The sequence below is a fragment of the Micromonospora sp. L32 genome (assembly GCF_052068055.1).
Taxonomy (GTDB): domain Bacteria; phylum Actinomycetota; class Actinomycetes; order Mycobacteriales; family Micromonosporaceae; genus Micromonospora; species Micromonospora purpureochromogenes.
This window is the reverse complement of the sequence record NZ_JBQHDD010000017.1, coordinates 35,261-55,614: the sequence shown is the minus strand read 5'-3', so window position 1 is coordinate 55,614 and position 20,354 is coordinate 35,261. Positions and strand designations below refer to the sequence as shown.

Genomic DNA, 20,354 nt, shown 5'->3' with positions numbered 1-20,354 from the left:
CCGTGCCCGATCTGTCCGGGCGAGGATCGTAACGAGAGGACTGACCCCAGCCATGCCGATCTGGTTCGCATACACGTTGATCGTGTTGCTGGTCATCACGAGCGTTCTGCTCACCATGCTGATCCTGCTGCACCGGGGTAAGGGCGGCGGGCTGTCGAGCATGTTCGGCGGCGGCGTCAGCTCCAGCCTGGCCGGCTCGTCGGTGGCCGAGAAGAACCTCGACCGCTACACCGTCCTGGTGAGCATCGTCTGGTTCGCCTGCATCGTGGGGCTCGGCCTCTGGCTCAAGCTCCAGCTCAACACCGGGGCCTGAGCGCGTCGGAGTCTCGGCGTACAATCTGCGCGCGGTCCGTCACGGACCGCGCGCAGTTCGTTGTGCACCGCCTCGCCGCCGCCCGCCCCCTCCCGGGCGGCGGTCCCTCCGACGACAGGAGCGAGCAGCCGTGCCCAGTGGCAACGTCATCCGTGGCTCACGCATCGGGTCCGCCCCGGAACGCCCCGCCGAGCGCTACGAGCCCGCACCCCGCCAGCCGGTGACCTACTGGTGCCGCAACGGGCACGCCACCGAGATCAGGATGGCGGTGGACGCCGAGGCGCCCTCGCTCTGGGACTGTCCCCGCTGCGGCTTGCCCGCCGGCCGGGACGCGGAGAACCCGCCCGGCCGCACCCGTCCCGAGCCCTACAAGACCCACCTGGCGTACGTGAAGGAGCGGCGCAGCGAGGAGGAGGGGGCGGCGATCCTGGCCGAGGCCCTCGCCGCGCTGCGCCGCCGTCGCGGCCGGGAGTGACACGCCGGAGCCCCGACCCCCACCGGGGGCCGGGGCTCATCGTCGTGATGGCTCAGCGCAGGCTGCGCGACCGGGGTGGCACGTCGGCCGCCGCCGACCGGTCCAGCAGCCAGAGGGTACGCGACACGCCCCGCGCGCCGGCCGCCGGCAGTTGCACCGGGCCCGCCCCGGCCAGCGCCATGCCGACCGCCCGGGCCTTGTCGGCGCCGCTGGCCACCAGCCAGACCTCCTCGGCGGTGTTGATCGCCGGCAGGGTGAGCGTGGTCCGCAGCGGCGGCGGCTTCGGGCTGCCCCGCACCGCGCTGACCGGCCGGTTGTCGTAGTGCACCGGGTGCTCGGGGAAGACCGACGCCACGTGCCCGTCCTCGCCGACGCCGAGCATCAGCACGTCGAAGTGGGGCAGCGCGGCGTGGCCGGGCCGCGCGGCCCGGGCCAGCTCCTCGGCGTACGCGGCGGCCCCGGCCTCCGGGTCGGCGCCCAGCGGGCCGTCGGAGGCCGGCATGGGGTGCACCCGGGCCGGGTCCAGCGGCACGGAGTCCAGCAGCGCCGCCCGGGCCTGCGTCTCGTTGCGCTCCGGGTCGCCGGCGGGCAGGAACCGCTCGTCGCCCCACCAGACGTCCACCCGCGCCCAGTCGACCGCGTCCCGGGCCGGCAGCGCGGCCACCGCCCGGTACACCGCGGCGGCGATCCGCCCCCCGGTCAGCACCACCGACGCCTGACCCCGGTCCGCCTGCGCGTCGAGCAGCTTCACCACCAGCCGGGCCGCCACCGCCTGCGCCAGCAGGTCGGCATCGGCGTGTACGGCGACACTCGCCTCACTCATGTTGTGCCTTCGTCTCCCGACCGCGCACGCGCGGTCCGTGTTCGTCGTGCCCGGGGGCCGGTCGGCCCGTCCGTCGCCCCCTCCCGCGCCTCGGGGAACCGTGTCGGCCCCCCGGGGACAGCGGTCAGGGGGTCGCGCTGGTGCCGGCGTGGGCGGTGACCCCGGCCTCGGCCCGCTGCGCGGTCGCCGGGTCCTTCCAGACGTGCACCCGCCCGGCGGGCTGCTGGTCCAGGCCGGAGATGCCGGCCGCCGCGCCCAGCGCCTCGGCGTACACCTGGTCGGCGTCGAGCCGGCGCAGCTCCTCGGCCAGCTCGTCGCCGAGCGGGCGGCGCACCAGCGGCAGGGCCCGGTCCTCCTGACCGGTACGGCGGAACACCGCCATGTTGTCGTCGCGGGTCAGCGTCAGCTCGTCGCCGTTGGCGCAGCGCAGCTGCACCTCGCGCATGCGCGGGTACTCGTCGGTGTGCTCCCACACCGGGTCGATGCCGAGCCGGGCCGCCAGCCAGCCGCGCATCAGCGCCGCGGTCGGGTCGGTGCGCGGCGCGACCACCGTCGCCTCGGTGACCCGGGCCTCGGTGGTGTCGAACGCCCCGGCGACCAGGGTGCGCCACGGGGTGATCCGGGTCCACGCCAGGTCGGTGTCGCCGGGGGCGTAGTCGTGGGCCCGCTGGCGCAGCGCCTCGATCGGGTCGACCGCCTGGGCGGCGTCGGTGATCCGCCGGTCGGCGACCACGCCGAGGAAGTCGGTGGCGATCTCCGCCGGCGGGTCGGCGTGCCACCAGGTCACCACCGGGACGTCCGGCACCAGCAGCGGCATCACCACGGACTCCGCGTGCAGGGCCAGCCGGCCGTACATCCGGGTCACCACCGCCTCGCACGGGCCGAGCCGCCCGCCGACGACGATCTCCGCGTCCAGCCGGTTGCGCTCCCGTTCCACGTCGGTGCGCACGACCACCAGCAGCCGGCACGGGTGGGCCGCCGCGGCGATGGTCGCCGCCGCCTCCGCCTCGCGGACCCGCTTCTCGTCCACCACCACGATGAGGGTCAGCGCCATGCCGCTGGCCACCCCGCCCGCGCTGCGCCGCTCGGCGGCGAGCGCCTTGACCACCTCGTTCCCGGTGGTGTCCCACAGGCCGATCACTGGAGCCTCCCGGTCCGCTGGCTGTGCCCGCGCACGCCGCTGTGTCCGATCATCCGCGCGCTCATGCCCGCCGCCAGGCGCGGCCCCCGCGCGCCAGCATCTCGTCGGCCGCCCGGGGCCCCCACTCGCCGGCCCGGTACGGCTCCGGCTTCGTGCCCGCCCAGGCGTGCTCCAGCGGGTCCACCACCTGCCAGCTCTGCTCCACCTCGGCGGCGTCCGGGAAGAGCGTCCGGTCGCCGATCAGCACGTCCAGCACCAGCCGCTCGTACGCCTCGGGGCTGGACTCGGTAAACGCCTCGCCGTACTGGAAGTCCATCGCGATGTCCCGGACCTCCATGGTCGTGCCCGGCACCTTGGAGCCGAACTTCAGCACCACGCCCTCGTCCGGCTGCACCCGGATGACGAGCTGGTTGGGGCCGAGCGACTCCATGTCGGCCGCGTTGAACGGCAGGTGCGGCGCCTTCTTGAACACGACCGCCACCTCGGTGACCCGGCGGGGCAGCCGCTTGCCGGCCCGGATGTAGAACGGCACCCCCGCCCAGCGGCGGTTCTGGATGCCCAGCTCCACGGCGACGTACGTCTCGGTGGTCGAGTCCTCCGGGACGCCCTCCTCCTCCAGGTAGCCGAGCGCCCGCTCGCCGCCGACCCAGCCGGGCAGGTACTGCCCGCGCACGGTGCCCTGGGAGATGTCCTCGGGCAGGGTGATCGCCTTGAGCACCTTCAGCTTCTCGGTCCGGATCTCGTCGGCGTCGAAGCTGGTCGGCTCCTCCATCGCCACCAGGGCGAGCAGCTGGAGGAGGTGGTTCTGGAGCACGTCCCGGGCGGTGCCGACGGAGTCGTAGAAGCCGGCCCGGGTGCCGATGCCGACGTCCTCGGCCATGGTGATCTGCACCGAGTCGACGTACTTGGAGTTCCACAGCGGCTCGAACAGGTTGTTGGCGAACCGCAGGGCGAGGATGTTCTGGACCGTCTCCTTGCCGAGGTAGTGGTCGATCCGGAAGACGTCCTGGCGGGTGAAGACGTCGTCGACCAGGTCGTTGAGCTCCTTGGCCGACGGCAGGTCGTTGCCGAACGGCTTCTCCACCACCACCCGGCGCCAGCCACCGGACTTGGCGTTGTCGGCCATCCCGGTGCGGGCCAGTTGCTTGAGCACCACCGGGAAGGCCGCCGGGGGGATGGAGAAGTAGAACGCGGCGTTGCCGTGGATGCCGTGGCTGTCCCGCAGCTCGTCGAGGGTGGCGGCGAGGTGGTCGAAGGCGGAGTCGTCGTCGAACGAGCCACCGACGAACTTGATGTTGCCGGCGAGCCGCGACCAGACCTCCTCCCGCCAGGGGGTACGGGCGTGCTTCTTGGCCGCGTCGTGGGCCAGCGACTCGAAGTCGCCGTCGCCCCAGTCCCGCCGGGCGAAGCCCAGCACCACGAACCCGGGCGGCAGCAGCCCCCGGTTGGCCAGGTCGTAGACCGCTGGCAGCAACTTCTTGCGCGCCAGGTCACCGGTGACTCCGAAGATCACCAGAGCGCAGGGCTCCGGGATCCGGGGCAGTCGCCGGTCCTGCGCGTCGCGCAGCGGGTTCACGCCGCCTCCTCGCTCCGTCTGGTCCATGTCGCTCATCTCACGCCCGCCATCGTTCGATCGCATCCAGCAGCTGGGCCAGGCCCGCCGACCTGTCGGTCAGGTGCAGGCGTAGCACGGGCCGGCCCCCGTCGGCCAGCGCCTGCCGGTCGCCGGCGGCCTGCGCCGCCTGCAGCTCTCCGAAGGAGTACGGCCGACCCGGTACCGGGAGATCAACGTGCACCGCGCCGGTGAGCTGAAGGTAGCTGCCGACCGGCGGGCCGCCCTTGTGGTACTGCCCCGTGGAGTGCAGGTAGCGGGGGCCCCAGCCGAAGGTGACCGGCCGCCCGGCGGCCTGCGCCAGCAGCGGCCGCAGCCGCGCCGCCGCCGCGTCGTCCACCCGGTCCAGGTACGCCGTCACGGCGAGGTAGCCCGCGTCGCCCACGCCGTCCAGCAGGTGGCGCAGCGCGCCGGTGAGGTCGGCGGGCGTGCCCGGCGGGGCGTACACCTCGATCGCGCCCTCGGTGGAGGAGGGCGCCTGCGCCGGCGGTCCGGATTCCAGGATCCGCCGGGTGTTGTCCTTGCTCGCGACGACGTCCGGCTGGTCGAACGGGTCGACGCCGAGCACCACCGCCGCGACCGCGGTCGCGTACTCCCAGGTCAGGAACTGGGCCCCGAGGGGCCCGTTCACCGCCAGGTCGGGTTCGCAGCCGCCGCCGGGGACGTCCCCCGCGGTCAGCGCGCCGCCGTGGCTGACGGTCAGCACGTCCGGTCCGGTGGCCCCCGGCGCCTGCGGAGACTCCACCACCACGGGCAGGACGCCGAGCCCGGCCTTGCCGGTCGACTCGGCGAGCAGCTGCTCGATCCAGTCACCCAGGCCGTCCAGGCCGGTGCCGTCGGGGACCAGGGCGACCTTGTCCCGGCCGGTGGTGGCCGCCGCGGCGAGCGCCGCGCCGAGCGCCAGGCCCGGATTGTCCCGGTCCCCGCCCAGCGCGGCCGACACCGCCTCGGCGTCGTCCAGCAGCTCGGTCACCTCCACCCCGGCCAGCGCGGCGGGGACCAGGCCGAACGCGGTCAGCGCCGAGTACCGCCCGCCCACCTGCGGGTCGGCCGGCAGCACCACCACGCCCATCTCGTCGGCGGTGGCCTCCAGCGGGGAGCCCGGGTCGGTGACCACCACGAAGTGCCGGGCCGCCTCGGCCTCGGTCATCCCGGCGTCCAGGAACGCCTGCCAGTACGCCCGGCGGTGGCTGTCGGTCTCCACCGTCGTGCCGGACTTGCTGGCCACCACGACGACCGTGCGCTCCAGCCGGTCGGCCAACGCCGCCCGGACCCGGCCCGGGTCGGTGGTGTCGAGCACGGTCAACGGCCGGCCCAGGGTGCGCGTGATGGTCTCGGCGGCGAGCGAGGAACCGCCCATCCCGGCGAGCACCACGTGGTCAAGGTCCTCCAACTCCGCCGCCAGCTCGGCGAGCTGGGGGAGTAGCTCCCGGCTGCGGCGGTGGCTGTCCAGCCAGCCGAGGTGGGTCGTCGCCTCCTCCTCGACGGCCGGCCCCCAGAGTCCGGGGTCCCCGGCGGCCAGCCGGGCCGGGACGTCCCGGCCGGCCAGCGCGTCCCGCACGGACGCGGGCGCGGACCTGTCGACCGCGTCCGCGCCGTGCACGGCCAGCCCGGCGGCGACGTCCGCCGGGCCGGCCAGCAGGTCACCCATGTCGCCACCCGGGGTGGATGGCGGCGTGGAGCGTCGCGGGGCGGGGCCCCGCGACGCGTCCGACGCATTCCGTCACGCGTTGCCCCCGGCCTGCTCGGCGGCCTGCGCGTTGTCCTTGGCGGCCTTGTTCGGGGCGCCGGTGCCCTTGGCGGCGGCGGTGAGGGACTTACGCACCCCGTCGAGCAGCTCCAGCCAGCTGGCCTCGAACTTCTCCACGCCCTCCCGCTCCAGGGTGGCGATCACGTCGGACATGTCGACGCCCACCGACTCCAGGTCGGTGAAGACCTTGCGGGCCTCGTCGTACGCCCCGGTGATGGTGTCGCCCCGGGTCTCGCCGTGGTCGGCGTAGGCGTGGATGACCGATTCCGGCATGGTGTTGACCGTGCCGGGGGCGATCAGCTCCTCGACGTAGATGACGTCCCGGTAGTCCGGGTTCTTCGTCGAGGTGGACGCCCACAGCGGCCGCTGCGGGTGGGCGCCCGCGTCGGCCAGGGCCTGCCAGCGGTCGGAGGAGAAGACCTTGCCGTAGCGCTCGTACGCCAGCCGGGCGTTGGCGACGGCCGCCTTGCCGCGCAGCGCCTTGGCCTCGTCGGAGCCGATCTTCTCCAGCCGCTTGTCGACCTCGGTGTCGACGCGGGAGACGAAGAACGACGCCACCGAGCCGATCTTGGACAGGTCGTGGCCGTTCGCCTTCGCCTGCTCCAGACCGGCGAGGAACGCCTCCATGACCTGCGAGTAGCGGTCCAGACCGAAGATCAGCGTCACGTTCACGCTGATCCCCTGGGCGAGGGTCGCGGTGATCGCCGGCAGTCCCGCCTCGGTGGCCGGGATCTTGATGAAGAGGTTGGGCCGGTCGATCAGCCACCACAGCGCCCCGGCCTCGGCGACCGTCTTCTCCGTCTCGTGGGCCAGCCGCGGATCCACCTCGATGGAAACCCGGCCGTCGACACCCGCGCTCGCGTCGTACGCCGGGCGCATCACGTCACAGGCCCACCGCACGTCGTACGTGGTGAGCATGCGGACGGACTCCTCGACGTCCACCCCACGGATGGCGAGGTCCTTCAGTTGCCAGTTGTACTCGTCCGCGTCGCTCAGCGCCTTGGCGAAGATGGTCGGGTTGGAGGTCACCCCGACCAGGTGCTTCTCTCGGCGCAGCTGGTCCAGCCCGCCGGAGCTCAGTCGGGTCCGGGAAAGGTCGTCGAGCCAGATCGCCACACCCGCGGCGCTGAGCTCACCCAGCCTGTCAGTCATGCCGTCCACGCTCCCCTCAGTTGCCGGTCGTGAAACCGGTGATGTCGCCCACCCGGGTCAGCGCCGCGTGCGCGGCGGCCACGATCCGGTCGGGGGTGAACCCGAACTGCTCGAAGAGCACGGTGTGCGGGGCGCTCGCGCCGTAGTGCTCCAGGCTCACGGTCTCGCCGCACTCGCCGACGATCCCACGCCAGGACATGGCGATGCCTGCCTCCACGCTCACCCGTGCCTTTACCCCGCGCGGCAGCACCGACTCCCGGTACGCCTCGTCCTGCTCGTAGAACCACTCCTGGCAGGGCATCGAGACGACCCGGGTGGGGGTGCCGTCGGCCTCCAGCCGCTCCCGGGCGGTGAGGCAGAGCTGCACCTCGGAGCCGGTGCCGACGATGATCACCTGCGGCTTGCCGGTGGACGCCTCGGCCAGCACGTAGCCGCCCTTGGCCACGCCCTCGGCGCTGCCCAGCGTCTCCCGGTCCAGCGTCGGCAGCGCCTGACGGCTCAGCGCCAGCGCGGTCGGCCGGTCGGTGTGCTCCAGCGCCTGCCGCCAGGCCCAGGCGGTCTCGTTGGCGTCCGCCGGGCGGACCACGTCCAGGCCGGGGATGGCCCGCAGCGCGGTCAGGTGCTCCACCGGCTGGTGGGTCGGGCCGTCCTCGCCCAGGCCGATCGAGTCGTGCGTCCAGACGTAGACCACCGGCAGCTTCATCAGCGCCGCCAGCCGCACCGAAGGGCGCATGTAGTCGCTGAACACCAGGAAGGTGCCGCCGTACGGGCGGGTGCCGCCGTGCAGGGCGATGCCGTTGAGGATCGCTCCCATGGCGTGCTCACGGATGCCGAAGTGCAGCGTGCGGCCGTACTCGTGGCCCGGGAAGTCCTTGGTGGCGTGGGTGGCCGGGATGAACGACGGCTCGCCCTTCATGGTGGTGTTGTTGCTCTCCGCCAGGTCGGCCGAGCCGCCCCAGAGCTCCGGCAGCACCGGGGCGAGCGCCTCCAGCACCTTGCCGGAGGCGGCCCGGGTGGCCACGCCCTTGGCGTCGGCGGGGAAGGTCGGCAGGGCCTCGGTCCAGCCCTGCGGCAGCACCCGGCCGGCCATCCGCTCCCAGAGCGCCTTGCGCTCGGGGTTGGCCTGCGACCAGGCGTCGAACGCGGTGGTCCACTCCCGCTGGGCGGCCTCGCCGCGGCTCATCACCTGGCGGGCGTGGCCGAGCACCTTTTCGTCGACCTCGAAGCTCTGCGCCGGGTCGAAGCCGAGCAGCTGCTTGGTGGCGGCCACCTCGTCGGCGCCGAGCGCCGAGCCGTGGATCTTGCCGGTGTTCTTCTTGTTGGGCGCGGGCCAGCCGATGATGGTGCGCAGCGCGATGAAGGAGGGACGTCCGGTCTCCGCCTTGGCGGCCAGCAGCGCCTGGTGCAGCGCCGCCACGTCCTCGTGGTAGTCGCCCTGGTCGGCGTCGCCGGTCCGCCAGTCGACGGTCTGCACGTGCCAGCCGTACGCCTCGTAGCGGGCCGCCACGTCCTCGCTCTTGGCGATCCGGGTGTCGTCCTCGATGGAGATCTCGTTGTCGTCGTAGATCACCGTGAGGTTGCCCAGCTGCTGGTGCCCGGCGAGCGCGCTGGCCTCGTGGCTGATGCCCTCCTCGATGTCGCCGTCGGAGGCGATGCACCAGATGTCGTGGTCGAAGACCGAGCCGCCCGGCTCGCTCTCCGGGTCGAACAGGCCCCGCTCGCGGCGGGCGGCCATCGCCATGCCGACCGCGTTGCCCAGGCCCTGGCCGAGCGGGCCGGTGGTGGTCTCCACGCCGGGGGTGTGCCCGTGCTCCGGGTGGCCGGGGGTGAGCGAGCCCCACTGCCGCAGGGACTTCAGGTCCTCCAGCGCGAGGGGGTAGCCGGAGAGGAAGAGCTGGATGTAGAGGGTCAGGCTGGAGTGCCCGGCGGAGAGGACGAACCGGTCCCGACCGGGCCAGTTCGGGTCGGCCGGGTTGTGGCGCATCACCCGGTTGAAGAGCAGGTACGCCGCGGGCGCCAGGCTCATCGCGGTGCCCGGGTGGCCGTTGCCGGATTTCTCCACGGCGTCCATGGCCAGCACGCGGACGGTGTCGACGGCCCGGCGGTCGAGGTCGGTCCAGTTGAGTGCGGGGTGCTCGGGTCGGTTGGCAGGCACGATGGTTGTGCTCCTCGGCAGATGGGCGGAACCCTCACTGATGACCCTATCGAGCGGCCCTAAACGTCCGCCCGGGGATCACTCCACCCTGTTGGGTACGGGTCGGACCCGTCTGGTCGTTCAGGGGACTCGGTGTGACGGCCCGCACCGTTGTCGGGTCGCCCGGGCAGCCAAAACGACGACGCGTAGTCTGTGGGTCGGTGTGTGGACCCTTCCCGGTCCCGCCGACCTGATCACCCCTGCCGATGCCGGAAGGTGGCAATCCGTGAGCATGATCACCGAGCGCCCCGTCAGCAACTCTGCCGGGCAGCCGCCGGTGCGCACGGTGGTCGCGGAGCCGGCCCGCCGCGACGTTCGGGCGGTCGTCGCCGCGTACGTCGCGCTGACCAAGCCCCGCATCGTCGAGCTGCTGCTGGTCACCACGGTGCCGGCGATGATGCTCGCCGACGGGGGCCTGCCCTCGCTCTGGCTGGTGGCCGTGGTGCTGGTCGGCGGCTCGCTCGCGGCCGGCGCGGCCAGCGTGATCAACTGCTACATCGACCGGGACATCGACCAGCTGATGCGGCGTACGAAGCGCCGCCCGCTGCCGGCGCACACCGTCTCGCCGCGCAACGCGCTCGTCTTCGGCCTGGTGCTGGCGGCGGTGTCGGTGGTCCTGATGGCGGCCTTCACCAACCTGCTGGCGGCCGGGCTGACCCTGGCGGCGATCGTCTACTACGACGTCGTCTACACGCTCTGGCTCAAGCGCACCACCCCGACGAACACCTTCTGGGGCGGCGCCTGCGGGGCGGCCCCGGTGCTGATCGGCTGGGCGGCGGTGACCGGCTCGCTGGCGCCGCAGGCCTGGGTGCTCTTCGGCGTGGTCTTCTTCTGGCAGATGCCGCACTTCTACCCCCTGGCGATGAAGTACAAGGACGACTACGCCCGGGCGGGCATCCCGATGCTGCCGGTGGTGGCCTCGGCCCGCCGGGTCAACGCCGAGATCCTGACCTTCGCCTGGATCACCGTGCTGCTCTCGCTGGCGCTCTGGCCGATGGGGATGAGCCCGATCTACGGCGTGCCGACCCTGGTGGTGGGCGGGATCTTCGTGGTCGAGGCGCACCGGCTCTGCCGCCGGGTGGTCCGGGGCGAGGCCGTCAAGCCGATGCGGCTGTTCCACTGGTCGACGACGTACCTGACCATCCTCTTCGCCGCCGTCGCCCTCGACGCGCTGGTCTGACCGCCGTCGGGCGGCCCTCCGGGCCGGTCCGGCACGGTCCGGACGATGAATTTCCAGAGTCGGTTTTCCGTCTGAGTCCCATCGACTCAACTCGGACTCATCGGGGCGATCTGGTCCGCCCGATTCGCCTTCATTTATCCGACAAGTACGGGCGATTCACCTGTGGTCTTCCTTAAACCCGTGGGTAATTGGCATCACAAATAGTTCATCCTTCTCGCACGTACGGGGGCATGTCTGCTTAGGCTTCGCGTCATGGCAGATGGTTCCGATACGACGCTGACGGCTGAGCAGACCGCCGAGAACGCCCCCAACGGGCTGGTCTCGGGCATCAAGTCGTTCGCCGCCGGCCACGGTGGCGCCAAGGCGGTCATCGAGTACGTCGGCAAGCGTGGCGCACGGATCGTCCTCGTCGGCGAGGACGGCGCGTGGGCCGACCAGTTCGCGGACGACACCGTCGTCGCGCGGCAGGCGTGCGCCAAGGCGGGAGTCACCGTCGAGAACGCCTGGGAGCGTGAACTGATGGACCAGATGCGTCCGAGCAACGACCTCTGGCGGTCGATGGCCCGGCGCACGATGGCCCGTTGACATAAATTGACCAACCACCACCAGTCGACCCGGGGGGAACCCCGGGTCGCTCTCGTCACCTGTGACCGGCTCGCCGACCTCGACCCGGACGACCGACTCGTACTCGCCCCGCTCGCCGCCCGTGGCGTCACCGCCGACGTGGCCGTCTGGGACGACCCGAGGGTCGACTGGGCCGGGTACGACCTGGTCGTGCTCCGCTCACCCTGGGACTACGCGCTGCGCCGCGACGAGTTCGTCGCCTGGGCGCAGAGCGTGCCGGCCCTGGTCAACCCCGCCGACGTGGTCCGCTGGAACACCGACAAGCGCTACCTGGGCGCGTTGTCGGCGGCCGGCGTGCCGGTCGTGCCGACCTCGTGGGTGGCGCCGGGGGAGTCCTGGCGACCGCCCGCCGACTCCGGCGAGTACGTCATCAAGCCGGCGATCAGCGCCGGCAGCCAGGACACCGGCCGCTACGACCTGGCCGACCCGGGGCACCGCGAGCTGGCCGCCGCGCACGTGCGGCGGCTGTCGGACGCCGGCCGGCTGACCATGGTGCAGCCGTACCTCGATGCCGTGGACACCGCCGGTGAGACGGCGCTGCTGTTCCTGGCCGGCCCGCAGGGGCTGGCGTTCAGCCACGCGATCCGCAAGGGCGCGATGCTGGACGGCCCGGATCTCGGCGTGGACGGGCTCTACAAGCCCGAGGAGATCAGCGCCCGCGCCGCCGGTGCCGAGCAGTTGGCCGTCGCGGAGCGGGTCCTGGCCGAGGTGCCGGGCGGGACCGAGCGCCTGCTCTACGCCCGGGTGGACCTGATCCCCGGCCCGGACGGCGCGCCCGTCCTGGTGGAGCTGGAGCTGACCGAGCCGTCGCTCTTCCTCGGCTACGCCGACGGCGCCGCCGAACGCCTCGCCGACGCCGTGCTCACCCACCTGGCCCGCCGCCACCCCTGACCGCCTACCCCCGTCCGACCCTGCAGCGGGTGCGGCCGTCGTCCCTCACCGACGACGGACGCACCCGCTCTTTCTCATCCCGGCGTGCTGCTGGTGATCGACTCCGTTTGCGGCGTGTTGGGGTGTCCGGCACCTGGGATACCGCAACATGCCGCAAACGGGGCGCCGGCGCGAGCCGGTGGGACCGGGGCGAGTTCGGCGCGTGGTGGGGCTGGGCGGGATGCGGCCGGCGTGGCGATGCCTGGGCGGCTTGGCGTGGGAGAGAAGGTATGCGGTGGCGGCGGCAGGGGAAGAGGGGCGGTGCGCGCCGTCAGGCGGTGGCGGGGATGCGTTGCTCGGGGGAGGTGGTGGCCGGGACGGGGGCCGGGCGGCGTTCGCGGGTCGACCAGAGCACCGACAGGGTGGCCAGCAGCACCAGGCAGGAGCCGAGCATGTGCGCGCCGACCAGCAGCGCCGGCAGGTCGGTGAAGTACTGCACGAAGCCGATCACGCCCTGACCCAGCTCCACCGCGACCAGCACCACGGCGGCCCGGGCCGGGCCGGTCGCGCCGACCGCCCGGAACGCGAAGACGAGCGCCACCGAGAGCCCGAGCAGCAGGAACACCGCGTCGGCGTGCACCTGCGAGATCTGTTCCGGGTCGAGGCCGTTGCGCGCCGCGCCGCCGTCGCCGGCGTGCGGGCCGCTGCCGGTCACCCAGGTGCCCACGACCAGCACCGTGACGCTGACCACCGTGGTGAGCGCCGCCAGGGTGCGCAGCGGGCCGGGCACCACGGCGACCGCCGGGCCGTCCGGGTCCTTGATCCGCCGCCAGAGCGCGTACGCGGCCGCGATGACCGCCATCGAGGCGAGGAAGTGCAGCCCGACCACCCACGGGTTGAGGTTGGTCAGCACGGTGATCCCGCCGATCACCGCCTGCGCGGGGATGCCGAGGAACACCGCCACCGCCAGCCCCAGCAGCCCCTTGCGGCGCGGCCGGTGCGCCAGTACCGCCAGCAGGGTGGCCAGCGCGATGAGGCCGACGGCGAAGGTGAGCAGCCGGTTGCCGAACTCGATCACCCCGTGCACGCCCATCTCGGCGGTGGTGTGGTACGACTCGTCCGTGCACCGCGGCCAGGTCGGGCAGCCGAGCCCGGAGGCGGTGAGCCGGACGGCCCCACCGGTCACGACGATGGCCACGTTCGCCACGATCGAGGCGTACGCGAGGCGGCGCAGCAGAGCGGTGGAGACCGGGAACCGGACGGATCGCTTCACGGAGCGAATCCTACGCACCGTAGTGGAGCACGATCGGGTGACTCCGCCGGCCCGGTGTCAGGGATCACCGGGCGCCGGGTTTGCGGGCCTCCGGCGAATTACGTAACGTTGGCGTTGTGAAAAACGCGTCGGCGCTCCCTGAGCACCTGTCGGCGACCGCCCCGGTCGCCGGTACCGCCGCGTCCACCGACCTCTCCACCCGGGACCGGGTCACCCAGCTGCTGCTGGAGCGGGGGGCGACCACCGCCGCCCAGCTCGGCTCGGCGCTGGGGCTCAGCCCGGCCGCGATCCGCCGGCACCTCGACGCGATGCTCGCCGACGGTGACGTGGTCGCCCGCGAGCAGGCCGTGCGCGGCAGCCGCGGGCGCGGTCGCCCGGCGAAGGTCTTCCTGCTGACCGAGGCGGCCCGGGTCCGCTGCGGCACCCACCACTACGACAACATGGCCACCGCCGCGCTGCGCTGGATCGCCGGCAACGGCGGGCCGGAGGCGGTCGCGGCGTTCGCCGCCGACCAGGTGGCCGCCCTGGAGGCCCGCTGCCGGGCCGCCATGGAGGGCGCCGGCGACGATCCGATGGCCCGGGCGGAGGCGCTCGCGGGAGCGCTGACCGCCGAGGGATACGCTGCCAACGCGTCCACGATCGCCTCCGGCGGCCAGCTCTGCCAGCACCACTGCCCGGTGGCGCACGTGGCCGCCGAGTTTCCCCAGCTGTGCGAGGCCGAGACCGCGGTGATCTCCCGCCTGGTCGGCACCCACGTGCAGCGCCTGGCCACCATCGCGCACGGCGACGGGGTGTGCACCACGCACATTCCCGCCCAGCCGCGTGCCCAGTCCGGTAACACCGTCACCACTGTGAGGACAGATAGATGACCGAGCAGATCGTCCAGCCCCTGACCCAGGAAGAGCAGCTCGCCGCCCTGGGTCGCTACGAGTACGGCTGGTCCGACCCCGACGTCGCCGGGGCGGTCGCCCAGCGCGGTCTCAACGAGGCGGTGGTACGGGACATCTCGGCGAAGAAGAACGAGCCGGCCTGGATGCTCGACCTGCGGCTGAAGGGCCTGCGACTGTTCGGTCGCAAGCCGATGCCGGCCTGGGGCGCGGACCTCACCGGGATCGACTTCGACAACATCAAGTACTTCGTCCGGTCCACCGAGAAGCAGGCCACCAGCTGGGAGGACCTGCCCGAGGACATCAAGAACACCTACGACCGGCTGGGCATCCCGGAGGCGGAGAAGCAGCGCCTGGTCGCCGGTGTCGCGGCGCAGTACGAGTCCGAGGTGGTCTACCACAAGATCCGTGAGGACCTCGAGGAGCAGGGTGTCATCTTCCTGGACACCGACACCGCCCTGCGCGAGCACGAGGACATCTTCAAGGAGTACTTCGGCACGGTGATCCCGGTCGGCGACAACAAGTTCGCCGCGCTGAACACCTCCGTGTGGTCCGGTGGCTCGTTCATCTACGTGCCGAAGGGCGTGCAGGTGGAGATCCCGCTGCAGGCCTACTTCCGGATCAACACGGAGAACATGGGCCAGTTCGAGCGCACGCTGATCATCGTCGACGAGGGCGCGTACGTGCACTACGTCGAGGGCTGCACCGCGCCGCTCTACTCCTCCGACTCGCTGCACAGCGCGGTGGTGGAGATCATCGTCAAGAAGAACGCGCGCTGCCGCTACACGACCATCCAGAACTGGTCGAACAACGTGTACAACCTGGTGACCAAGCGCGCCGTCTGCCACGAGGGCGCGACCATGGAGTGGGTCGACGGCAACATCGGCTCCAAGGTGACCATGAAGTACCCGGCGGTCTACATGACCGGCGAGCACGCCAAGGGCGAGGTGCTCTCGGTGGCGATGGCCGGCGAGGGCCAGCACCAGGACGCCGGCGCCAAGATGGTGCACGCCGCGCCGCACACCTCCTCCACCATCGTGTCGAAGTCGATCGCCCGGGGCGGCGGCCGCACCTCGTACCGGGGCCTGGTCCAGGTGCTGGAGGGCTCGCACCACAGCCGGAGCACGGTCAAGTGCGACGCGCTGCTGGTCGACACCATCTCCCGCTCGGACACCTACCCCTACGTCGACATCCGCGAGGACGACGTGTCGATGGGGCACGAGGCGACCGTCTCCAAGATCAGCGACGACCAGCTCTTCTACCTCATGAGCCGCGGTCTGAGCGAGGACGAGGCGATGGCGATGATCGTGCGCGGCTTCATCGAGCCGATCGCCAAGGAGCTCCCGATGGAGTACGCCCTGGAGCTCAACCGCCTGATCGAGCTCCAGATGGAGGGCGCGGTCGGCTGACGCCGCCGCCCCGCGTGGCGGGCTGGCAACCCCGGCCCGCCGCACCAGGCCCCGACCTCGTCGTCCCGGAACAGACAGACCAAGGAAGAGATGACTACCCAGGCTTCCGCGCCGCCCAGCACCAAGACGCAGGCGCTCCGCTCGTACGACGTCGCCGACTTCCCGGCCCTCACCGGCCTGGAGGAGGAGTGGCGCTTCACCCCGCTCAAGCGGCTGCGCGGGCTGGTCGGTGAGGCGCAGGCCACCACCGCCACGCTCCGGCACGAGTACGGCGACCTGCCCGAGGGCGTCACCGTCGGGCGGATCGGCGCGGACGACCCGCGGGTGGGCAGCGTGCTCACCCCGGTCGACCGGGTCAGCGCCCTGGCGTACGGCGGCGCGGGTGACGCGCTGCTGGTGGAGGTCGCCCGGGACGCCGTGGTCGGCGCGCCGGTGACCCTGCGGGTGGTCGGCGACGGCGCCGAGGGGCTGGCCTTCGGGCACACCTTCGTCGACGTGGGCCGGTTCGCCGAGGTCACCCTGGTGCTGGAGCACGTCGGCTCGGCCACGCTGGCCGACAACGTCGAGGTGTCGGTGGCCGAGGGTGCGAAGCTGATCCTGGTCACCGTCGCCGACTGGGCCGCCGACGCGGTGCAGGCCCAGCACCTCAAGGTCAAGCTGGGCCGCGACGCCAAGGTGACGCACATCCAGGTCAGCCTCGGCGGCGACCTGGTCCGGCAGTACACCTCGGTGGAGTACACCGGCCGGGGCGGCGAGGCCGAGCTGTACGGCGTCTACTTCGCCGACGGCGGCCAGCACCTGGAGCACCGCCAGCTGGTCGACCACAACGTGCCGGACTGCCGCAGCTACGTCGGCTACCGGGGCGCCCTGCAGGGCGACGACGCGCACACCGTCTGGGTGGGCGACGTGCTGATCCGCGCCGAGGCGACCGGCACCGACACGTACGAGATCAACCGGAACCTGCTGCTCTCCGACGGCGCGCGGGCCGACTCCGTACCCAACCTGGAGATCGAGACCGGCGAGATCGCCGGCGCCGGCCACGCGAGCGCGACCGGCCGCTTCGACGACGAGCAGCTGTTCTACCTGATGGCCCGGGGCATCCCGGAGGGCGAGGCCCGTCGCCTGGTGGTGCGCGGTTTCTTCGCCGAGCTGATCAACAAGATCCCGGTCGAGGAGCTGCGCGAGCGGCTCGGCGACGCGATCGAGGCCCGGCTGGCCAAGGCGGGCGCCTGATGATCAAGATCTGCTCGACCGAGGACGTGCCGAAGGGGACCGTGATCAGCGCGGACGTCGACGGCACCGCGATCGCGGTCGTGCACGGCGAGGACGACACCTTCTACGCCGTCCACGACGAGTGCTCGCACGCCGCGGTCGCCCTCTCCGAGGGTGAGGTCGAGGGGTGCACGCTGGAATGCTGGCTGCACGGATCCCGTTTCGACCTTCGGACGGGCGAGCCCACCGGGCTCCCCGCCACCGAACCCGTCCCCGTCTATCCCGTCGAAGTCCGCGACGGCGACATCTACGTCAGCCTGACCCCGAGCAATGGAGTGACCCGATAATGAGCACCCTGGAGATCCGCGACCTGAAGGTGTCGGTCAAGCTGCCCGAGGGTGAGCTCAAGCCGATCCTGGCCGGTGTCGACCTGACCGTCCGCTCGGGTGAGACGCACGCGATCATGGGGCCGAACGGTTCCGGCAAGTCCACCCTGGCGTACTCGATCGCCGGCCACCCCAAGTACGAGATCACCGGCGGCTCGGTGACCCTCGACGGCGAGGACGTGCTGGCCATGTCCGTCGACGAGCGCGCCCGCGCCGGCCTCTTCCTGGCCATGCAGTACCCGGTCGAGGTCCCCGGCGTCTCGGTGGCCAACTTCCTGCGTACCGCCAAGACCGCCATCGACGGCGAGGCGCCGAAGCTGCGCACCTGGGGTGGCGAGCTGCGCGGCGCCATGGAGCGCCTGCAGATGGACCCGGCGTTCGCCCAGCGCAACGTCAACGAGGGCTTCTCCGGCGGTGAGAAGAAGCGGCACGAGATCGTGCAGCTGGAGCTGCTCAAGCCGAAGATCGCCATCCTCGACGAGACCGACTCCGGCCTCGACGTGGACGCGCTGCGCGTGGTCAGCGAGGGCGTGAACCGGGTCCGCGACACCGGCGACACCGGCGTGCTGCTGATCACCCACTACACCCGCATCCTGCGCTACATCAAGCCGGACTTCGTGCACGTCTTCGTCGCCGGCCGGATCGTCGAGCAGGGCGGGCCGGAGCTGGCCGACAAGCTCGAGGCCGAGGGCTACGAGCGGTACGCCGCCGGGGCCGGTTCGGCGCGGGCCTGACACGACACGACAGGGGCCGGCTGAGATGACCACCATCGCGATCCCGTCCGGGATGCCGCAGTACGACGACGTGCCACGGTTCGACGTGGCAGGAGTGCGCGCCGACTTCCCGATCCTGGACCGGGAGATCAACGGGCACCGGCTGGTCTATCTCGACAGCGCCAACACCTCGCACAAGCCCCGTCAGGTGCTCGACGTGCTCGCCGAGCACTACGCGATGCACAACGCCAACGTGTCGCGCTCGGTGCACACCCTGGGCACCGAGGCGACCGAGGCGTACGAGGGGGCGCGGGCGAAGATCGCCGCGTTCATCAACGCGCCGAGCGTGGACGAGGTGGTGTTCACCAAGAACTCCACCGAGGCGATCAACATCGTGGCGTACGCGTTCTCCAACGCCTCGCTGCGGCCCGACGCCGACCCCCGGTTCCGGCTCGGCCCCGGCGACGAGGTGGTGATCTCCGAGATGGAGCACCACTCGAACATCGTCCCGTGGCAGCTGCTCTGCGAGCGCACCGGCGCGACCCTGCGCTGGTTCCCGGTCACCGACAACGGGCGGCTGGACGAGTCGGGGCTGGAGGAGCTGGTCACCGAGCGGACGAAGATCGTCTCGCTGGTGCACATGTCCAACATCCTCGGCACGGTCAACGCCACCTCCCGGATCACCCAGCGGGTCCGTGAGGTGGGTGCGCTGCTGCTGCTCGACTGCTCGCAGTCGGTGCCGCACATGCCGATGGACGTGGTCGACTACGACGCCGACTTCATCGTCTTCACCGGCCACAAGATGTGCGGCCCGACCGGCATCGGCGTGCTCTGGGGCCGGGGCGAGCTGCTCGCCGCGATGCCCCCGGTGCTCGGCGGCGGGTCGATGATCGAGACGGTGTCGATGGCGGGCTCGACGTTCGCCGCGCCGCCGGCCCGGTTCGAGGCCGGCACCCCGCCGATCGCCGAGGCGGTCGCGCTCGGCGCGGCGGTGGACTACCTCACCGGCATCGGGATGCGCGCCATCCAGTGGCACGAGAAGGAGCTGACGGCGTACGCGCTGGACGCCCTCGCCACCGTGCCGGGGCTGCGGATCTTCGGACCGACGGTGCCGGTCGGCCGGGGTGGGACGATCTCGTTCGCGCTCGGTGACATCCACCCGCACGACGTGGGGCAGGTCCTCGACTCGCTCGGCGTGCAGGTGCGGGTGGGGCACCACTGCGCGAAGCCGGTGTGCACGCGGTTCCGCGTGCCGGCCATGACGCGGGCGTCGTTCTACCTGTACACCACCACGGAGGAGATCGACGCCCTGGTGGCGGGGCTCGAGCAGGCACGGAAGGTGTTCGACTGATGCAGCTCGACCAGCTCTACCAGGAGATCATCCTGGACCACTACAAGCACCCGCACGGGCGTGGCCTGCGCGACGCCGACCCGGACGCCCGGGTCGCCGAGGCGCACCACGTCAACCCGACCTGCGGTGACGAGATCACCGTCCGGGTGGCGACCGACGGCGACACGCTCGACGACATCTCGTACGACGGGATGGGCTGCTCGATCAGCCAGGCGTCGGCGAGCGTGCTGCACGAGCTGCTGCGCGGTCGGGGTGCGGGTGAGGCGTTCGCCGTGCACGAGGCGTTCGTCGAGTTGATGTCCGGGCGTGGCCAGGTCACCCCGGACGAGGACGTACTCGGTGACGGGGTGGCTTTCGCGGGCGTCGCCCGCTACCCCGCCCGGGTCAAGTGCGCGCTGCTGCCGTGGATGGCGTTCAAGGACGCCGCGGCACGCGCCGGCGTGGGCGTGAGCCCGACGGAGGTGAAGGCATGAACAGCGAGGACACCGCCACCGCGGCGACGCCGGAGGCCGGTGACGCCGCCACGACGCCGGCGACCGGCGCCGTGGCGACCGACGGCGCTCCGACGCCGGCGGGCGGCAAGGCCGTCGTCGCCGACATCGAGGAGGCGATGAAGGACGTCGTCGACCCGGAGCTCGGCATCAACGTGGTCGACCTCGGCCTGGTGTACGGCGTGCACGTCGACGACGAGAACGTCGCGACGCTGGACATGACGCTCACCTCGGCGGCCTGCCCGCTCACCGACGTGATCGAGGACCAGGCCCGGCAGGCGCTGACCACCGGCCCCGGCGGGGGACTGGTCAACGACATCCGGATCAACTGGGTCTGGCTGCCGCCGTGGGGCCCCGACAAGATCACCGACGAGGGACGCGACCAGCTTCGCTCGCTCGGCTTCAACGTCTGACCCACCGCGCCGGCTGGCCGGACGAAAGGCCCCGACCTCAGGTCGGGGCCTTTGTCGTACCTGCGGCGGCACCGACGGATAACCG

Annotated in this window: 20 protein-coding genes; 13 read left to right on the top strand and 7 right to left on the bottom strand. The window is 72.1% G+C overall.

The window, feature by feature from the left end; all coding sequences use genetic code 11:
* Positions 1–52: 52 nt before the first annotated feature.
* Both secG and ACTMTB_RS29920 read left to right on the top strand, forming a co-directional pair.
* Positions 53–313: a preprotein translocase subunit SecG gene (gene secG, locus ACTMTB_RS29925; protein WP_441149494.1), complete on the top strand. Its 261-nt coding sequence runs from the start codon at positions 53–55 to the stop codon at positions 311–313.
* A 130-nt stretch (positions 314–443) separates the two neighbouring features.
* Complete coding sequence (locus ACTMTB_RS29920; RefSeq protein ID WP_441149493.1) at positions 444–788, top strand: RNA polymerase-binding protein RbpA; 345 nt, start codon at positions 444–446, stop codon at positions 786–788.
* A gap of 52 nt (positions 789–840) precedes the next feature.
* Here ACTMTB_RS29920 and pgl read toward each other — a convergent pair whose 3' ends face one another.
* From pgl to tkt, 6 genes are all read right to left on the bottom strand, one after another.
* Positions 841–1,611, bottom strand: a complete 771-nt coding sequence (gene pgl, locus ACTMTB_RS29915) for a 6-phosphogluconolactonase (protein ID WP_280840720.1) — start codon at positions 1,609–1,611, stop codon at positions 841–843.
* Between the two features lie 124 nt (positions 1,612–1,735).
* The gene (locus ACTMTB_RS29910) at positions 1,736–2,752 is read right to left on the bottom strand and encodes a glucose-6-phosphate dehydrogenase assembly protein OpcA (protein ID WP_334574529.1); all 1,017 of its coding nucleotides are present in this window, start codon (positions 2,750–2,752) and stop codon (positions 1,736–1,738) included.
* Between the two features lie 61 nt (positions 2,753–2,813).
* The gene (zwf, locus tag ACTMTB_RS29905) at positions 2,814–4,355 is read right to left on the bottom strand and encodes a glucose-6-phosphate dehydrogenase (protein ID WP_441149492.1); all 1,542 of its coding nucleotides are present in this window, start codon (positions 4,353–4,355) and stop codon (positions 2,814–2,816) included.
* A gap of 10 nt (positions 4,356–4,365) precedes the next feature.
* A complete protein-coding gene (locus tag ACTMTB_RS29900) occupies positions 4,366–6,015 on the bottom strand; it encodes a glucose-6-phosphate isomerase (protein ID WP_441149491.1) in 1,650 nt (549 codons plus the stop codon).
* A gap of 72 nt (positions 6,016–6,087) precedes the next feature.
* A complete protein-coding gene (gene tal / locus ACTMTB_RS29895) occupies positions 6,088–7,266 on the bottom strand; it encodes a transaldolase (RefSeq protein ID WP_441149490.1) in 1,179 nt (392 codons plus the stop codon).
* Between the two features lie 16 nt (positions 7,267–7,282).
* The gene (gene tkt, locus ACTMTB_RS29890; RefSeq protein WP_441149489.1) at positions 7,283–9,421 is read right to left on the bottom strand and encodes a transketolase; all 2,139 of its coding nucleotides are present in this window, start codon (positions 9,419–9,421) and stop codon (positions 7,283–7,285) included.
* Positions 9,422–9,686: 265 nt separating this feature from the next.
* Here tkt and ACTMTB_RS29885 point away from each other — a divergent pair, with 265 nt between their 5' ends.
* The 3 genes from ACTMTB_RS29885 (at position 9,687) to ACTMTB_RS29875 (ending at position 12,155) form a co-directional block, all read left to right on the top strand.
* On the top strand, positions 9,687–10,640 hold the full coding sequence (locus ACTMTB_RS29885) for a heme o synthase (protein WP_441149488.1): 954 nt from the start codon (positions 9,687–9,689) through the stop codon (positions 10,638–10,640).
* A gap of 252 nt (positions 10,641–10,892) precedes the next feature.
* The gene (locus tag ACTMTB_RS29880) at positions 10,893–11,225 is read left to right on the top strand and encodes a hypothetical protein (RefSeq protein WP_210779747.1); all 333 of its coding nucleotides are present in this window, start codon (positions 10,893–10,895) and stop codon (positions 11,223–11,225) included.
* Positions 11,226–11,231: 6 nt separating this feature from the next.
* On the top strand, positions 11,232–12,155 hold the full coding sequence (locus ACTMTB_RS29875) for an ATP-grasp domain-containing protein (protein WP_441149487.1): 924 nt from the start codon (positions 11,232–11,234) through the stop codon (positions 12,153–12,155).
* Between the two features lie 310 nt (positions 12,156–12,465).
* Here the strand turns inward: ACTMTB_RS29875 and ACTMTB_RS29870 are convergent, their stop codons facing one another.
* On the bottom strand, positions 12,466–13,425 hold the full coding sequence (locus tag ACTMTB_RS29870; protein WP_441149486.1) for a COX15/CtaA family protein: 960 nt from the start codon (positions 13,423–13,425) through the stop codon (positions 12,466–12,468).
* Positions 13,426–13,553: 128 nt separating this feature from the next.
* On the opposite strand from ACTMTB_RS29870, the gene ACTMTB_RS29865 reads away from it, so the two are divergent.
* The 8 genes from ACTMTB_RS29865 to ACTMTB_RS29830 all read left to right on the top strand — a co-directional run bounded on the left by ACTMTB_RS29865 (position 13,554) and on the right by ACTMTB_RS29830 (position 20,269).
* On the top strand, positions 13,554–14,276 hold the full coding sequence (locus tag ACTMTB_RS29865; RefSeq protein ID WP_346539861.1) for a helix-turn-helix transcriptional regulator: 723 nt from the start codon (positions 13,554–13,556) through the stop codon (positions 14,274–14,276).
* On the top strand, positions 14,273–15,703 hold the full coding sequence (gene sufB / locus ACTMTB_RS29860; RefSeq protein WP_210776277.1) for a Fe-S cluster assembly protein SufB: 1,431 nt from the start codon (positions 14,273–14,275) through the stop codon (positions 15,701–15,703). The genes ACTMTB_RS29865 and sufB overlap by 4 nt, the downstream gene beginning before the upstream one ends.
* Before the next feature lie 90 nt (positions 15,704–15,793).
* Positions 15,794–16,936 (top strand): Fe-S cluster assembly protein SufD, encoded by a 1,143-nt coding sequence (gene sufD / locus ACTMTB_RS29855; RefSeq protein ID WP_441149485.1) that lies wholly within the window; start codon positions 15,794–15,796, stop codon positions 16,934–16,936.
* A complete protein-coding gene (locus tag ACTMTB_RS29850) occupies positions 16,936–17,262 on the top strand; it encodes a non-heme iron oxygenase ferredoxin subunit (RefSeq protein ID WP_280840730.1) in 327 nt (108 codons plus the stop codon). Before sufD ends, ACTMTB_RS29850 begins: the two co-directional genes overlap by 1 nt.
* A complete protein-coding gene (gene sufC, locus ACTMTB_RS29845) occupies positions 17,262–18,035 on the top strand; it encodes a Fe-S cluster assembly ATPase SufC (protein ID WP_179805760.1) in 774 nt (257 codons plus the stop codon). Before ACTMTB_RS29850 ends, sufC begins: the two co-directional genes overlap by 1 nt.
* A 25-nt stretch (positions 18,036–18,060) precedes the next feature.
* Complete coding sequence (locus tag ACTMTB_RS29840; RefSeq protein WP_210776280.1) at positions 18,061–19,365, top strand: cysteine desulfurase; 1,305 nt, start codon at positions 18,061–18,063, stop codon at positions 19,363–19,365.
* Positions 19,365–19,838: a Fe-S cluster assembly sulfur transfer protein SufU gene (gene sufU / locus ACTMTB_RS29835; protein ID WP_154943622.1), complete on the top strand. Its 474-nt coding sequence runs from the start codon at positions 19,365–19,367 to the stop codon at positions 19,836–19,838. The genes ACTMTB_RS29840 and sufU overlap by 1 nt, the downstream gene beginning before the upstream one ends.
* A complete protein-coding gene (locus tag ACTMTB_RS29830) occupies positions 19,835–20,269 on the top strand; it encodes a metal-sulfur cluster assembly factor (RefSeq protein WP_210776281.1) in 435 nt (144 codons plus the stop codon). The genes sufU and ACTMTB_RS29830 overlap by 4 nt, the downstream gene beginning before the upstream one ends.
* The last annotated feature ends 85 nt before the right edge of the window (positions 20,270–20,354 follow it).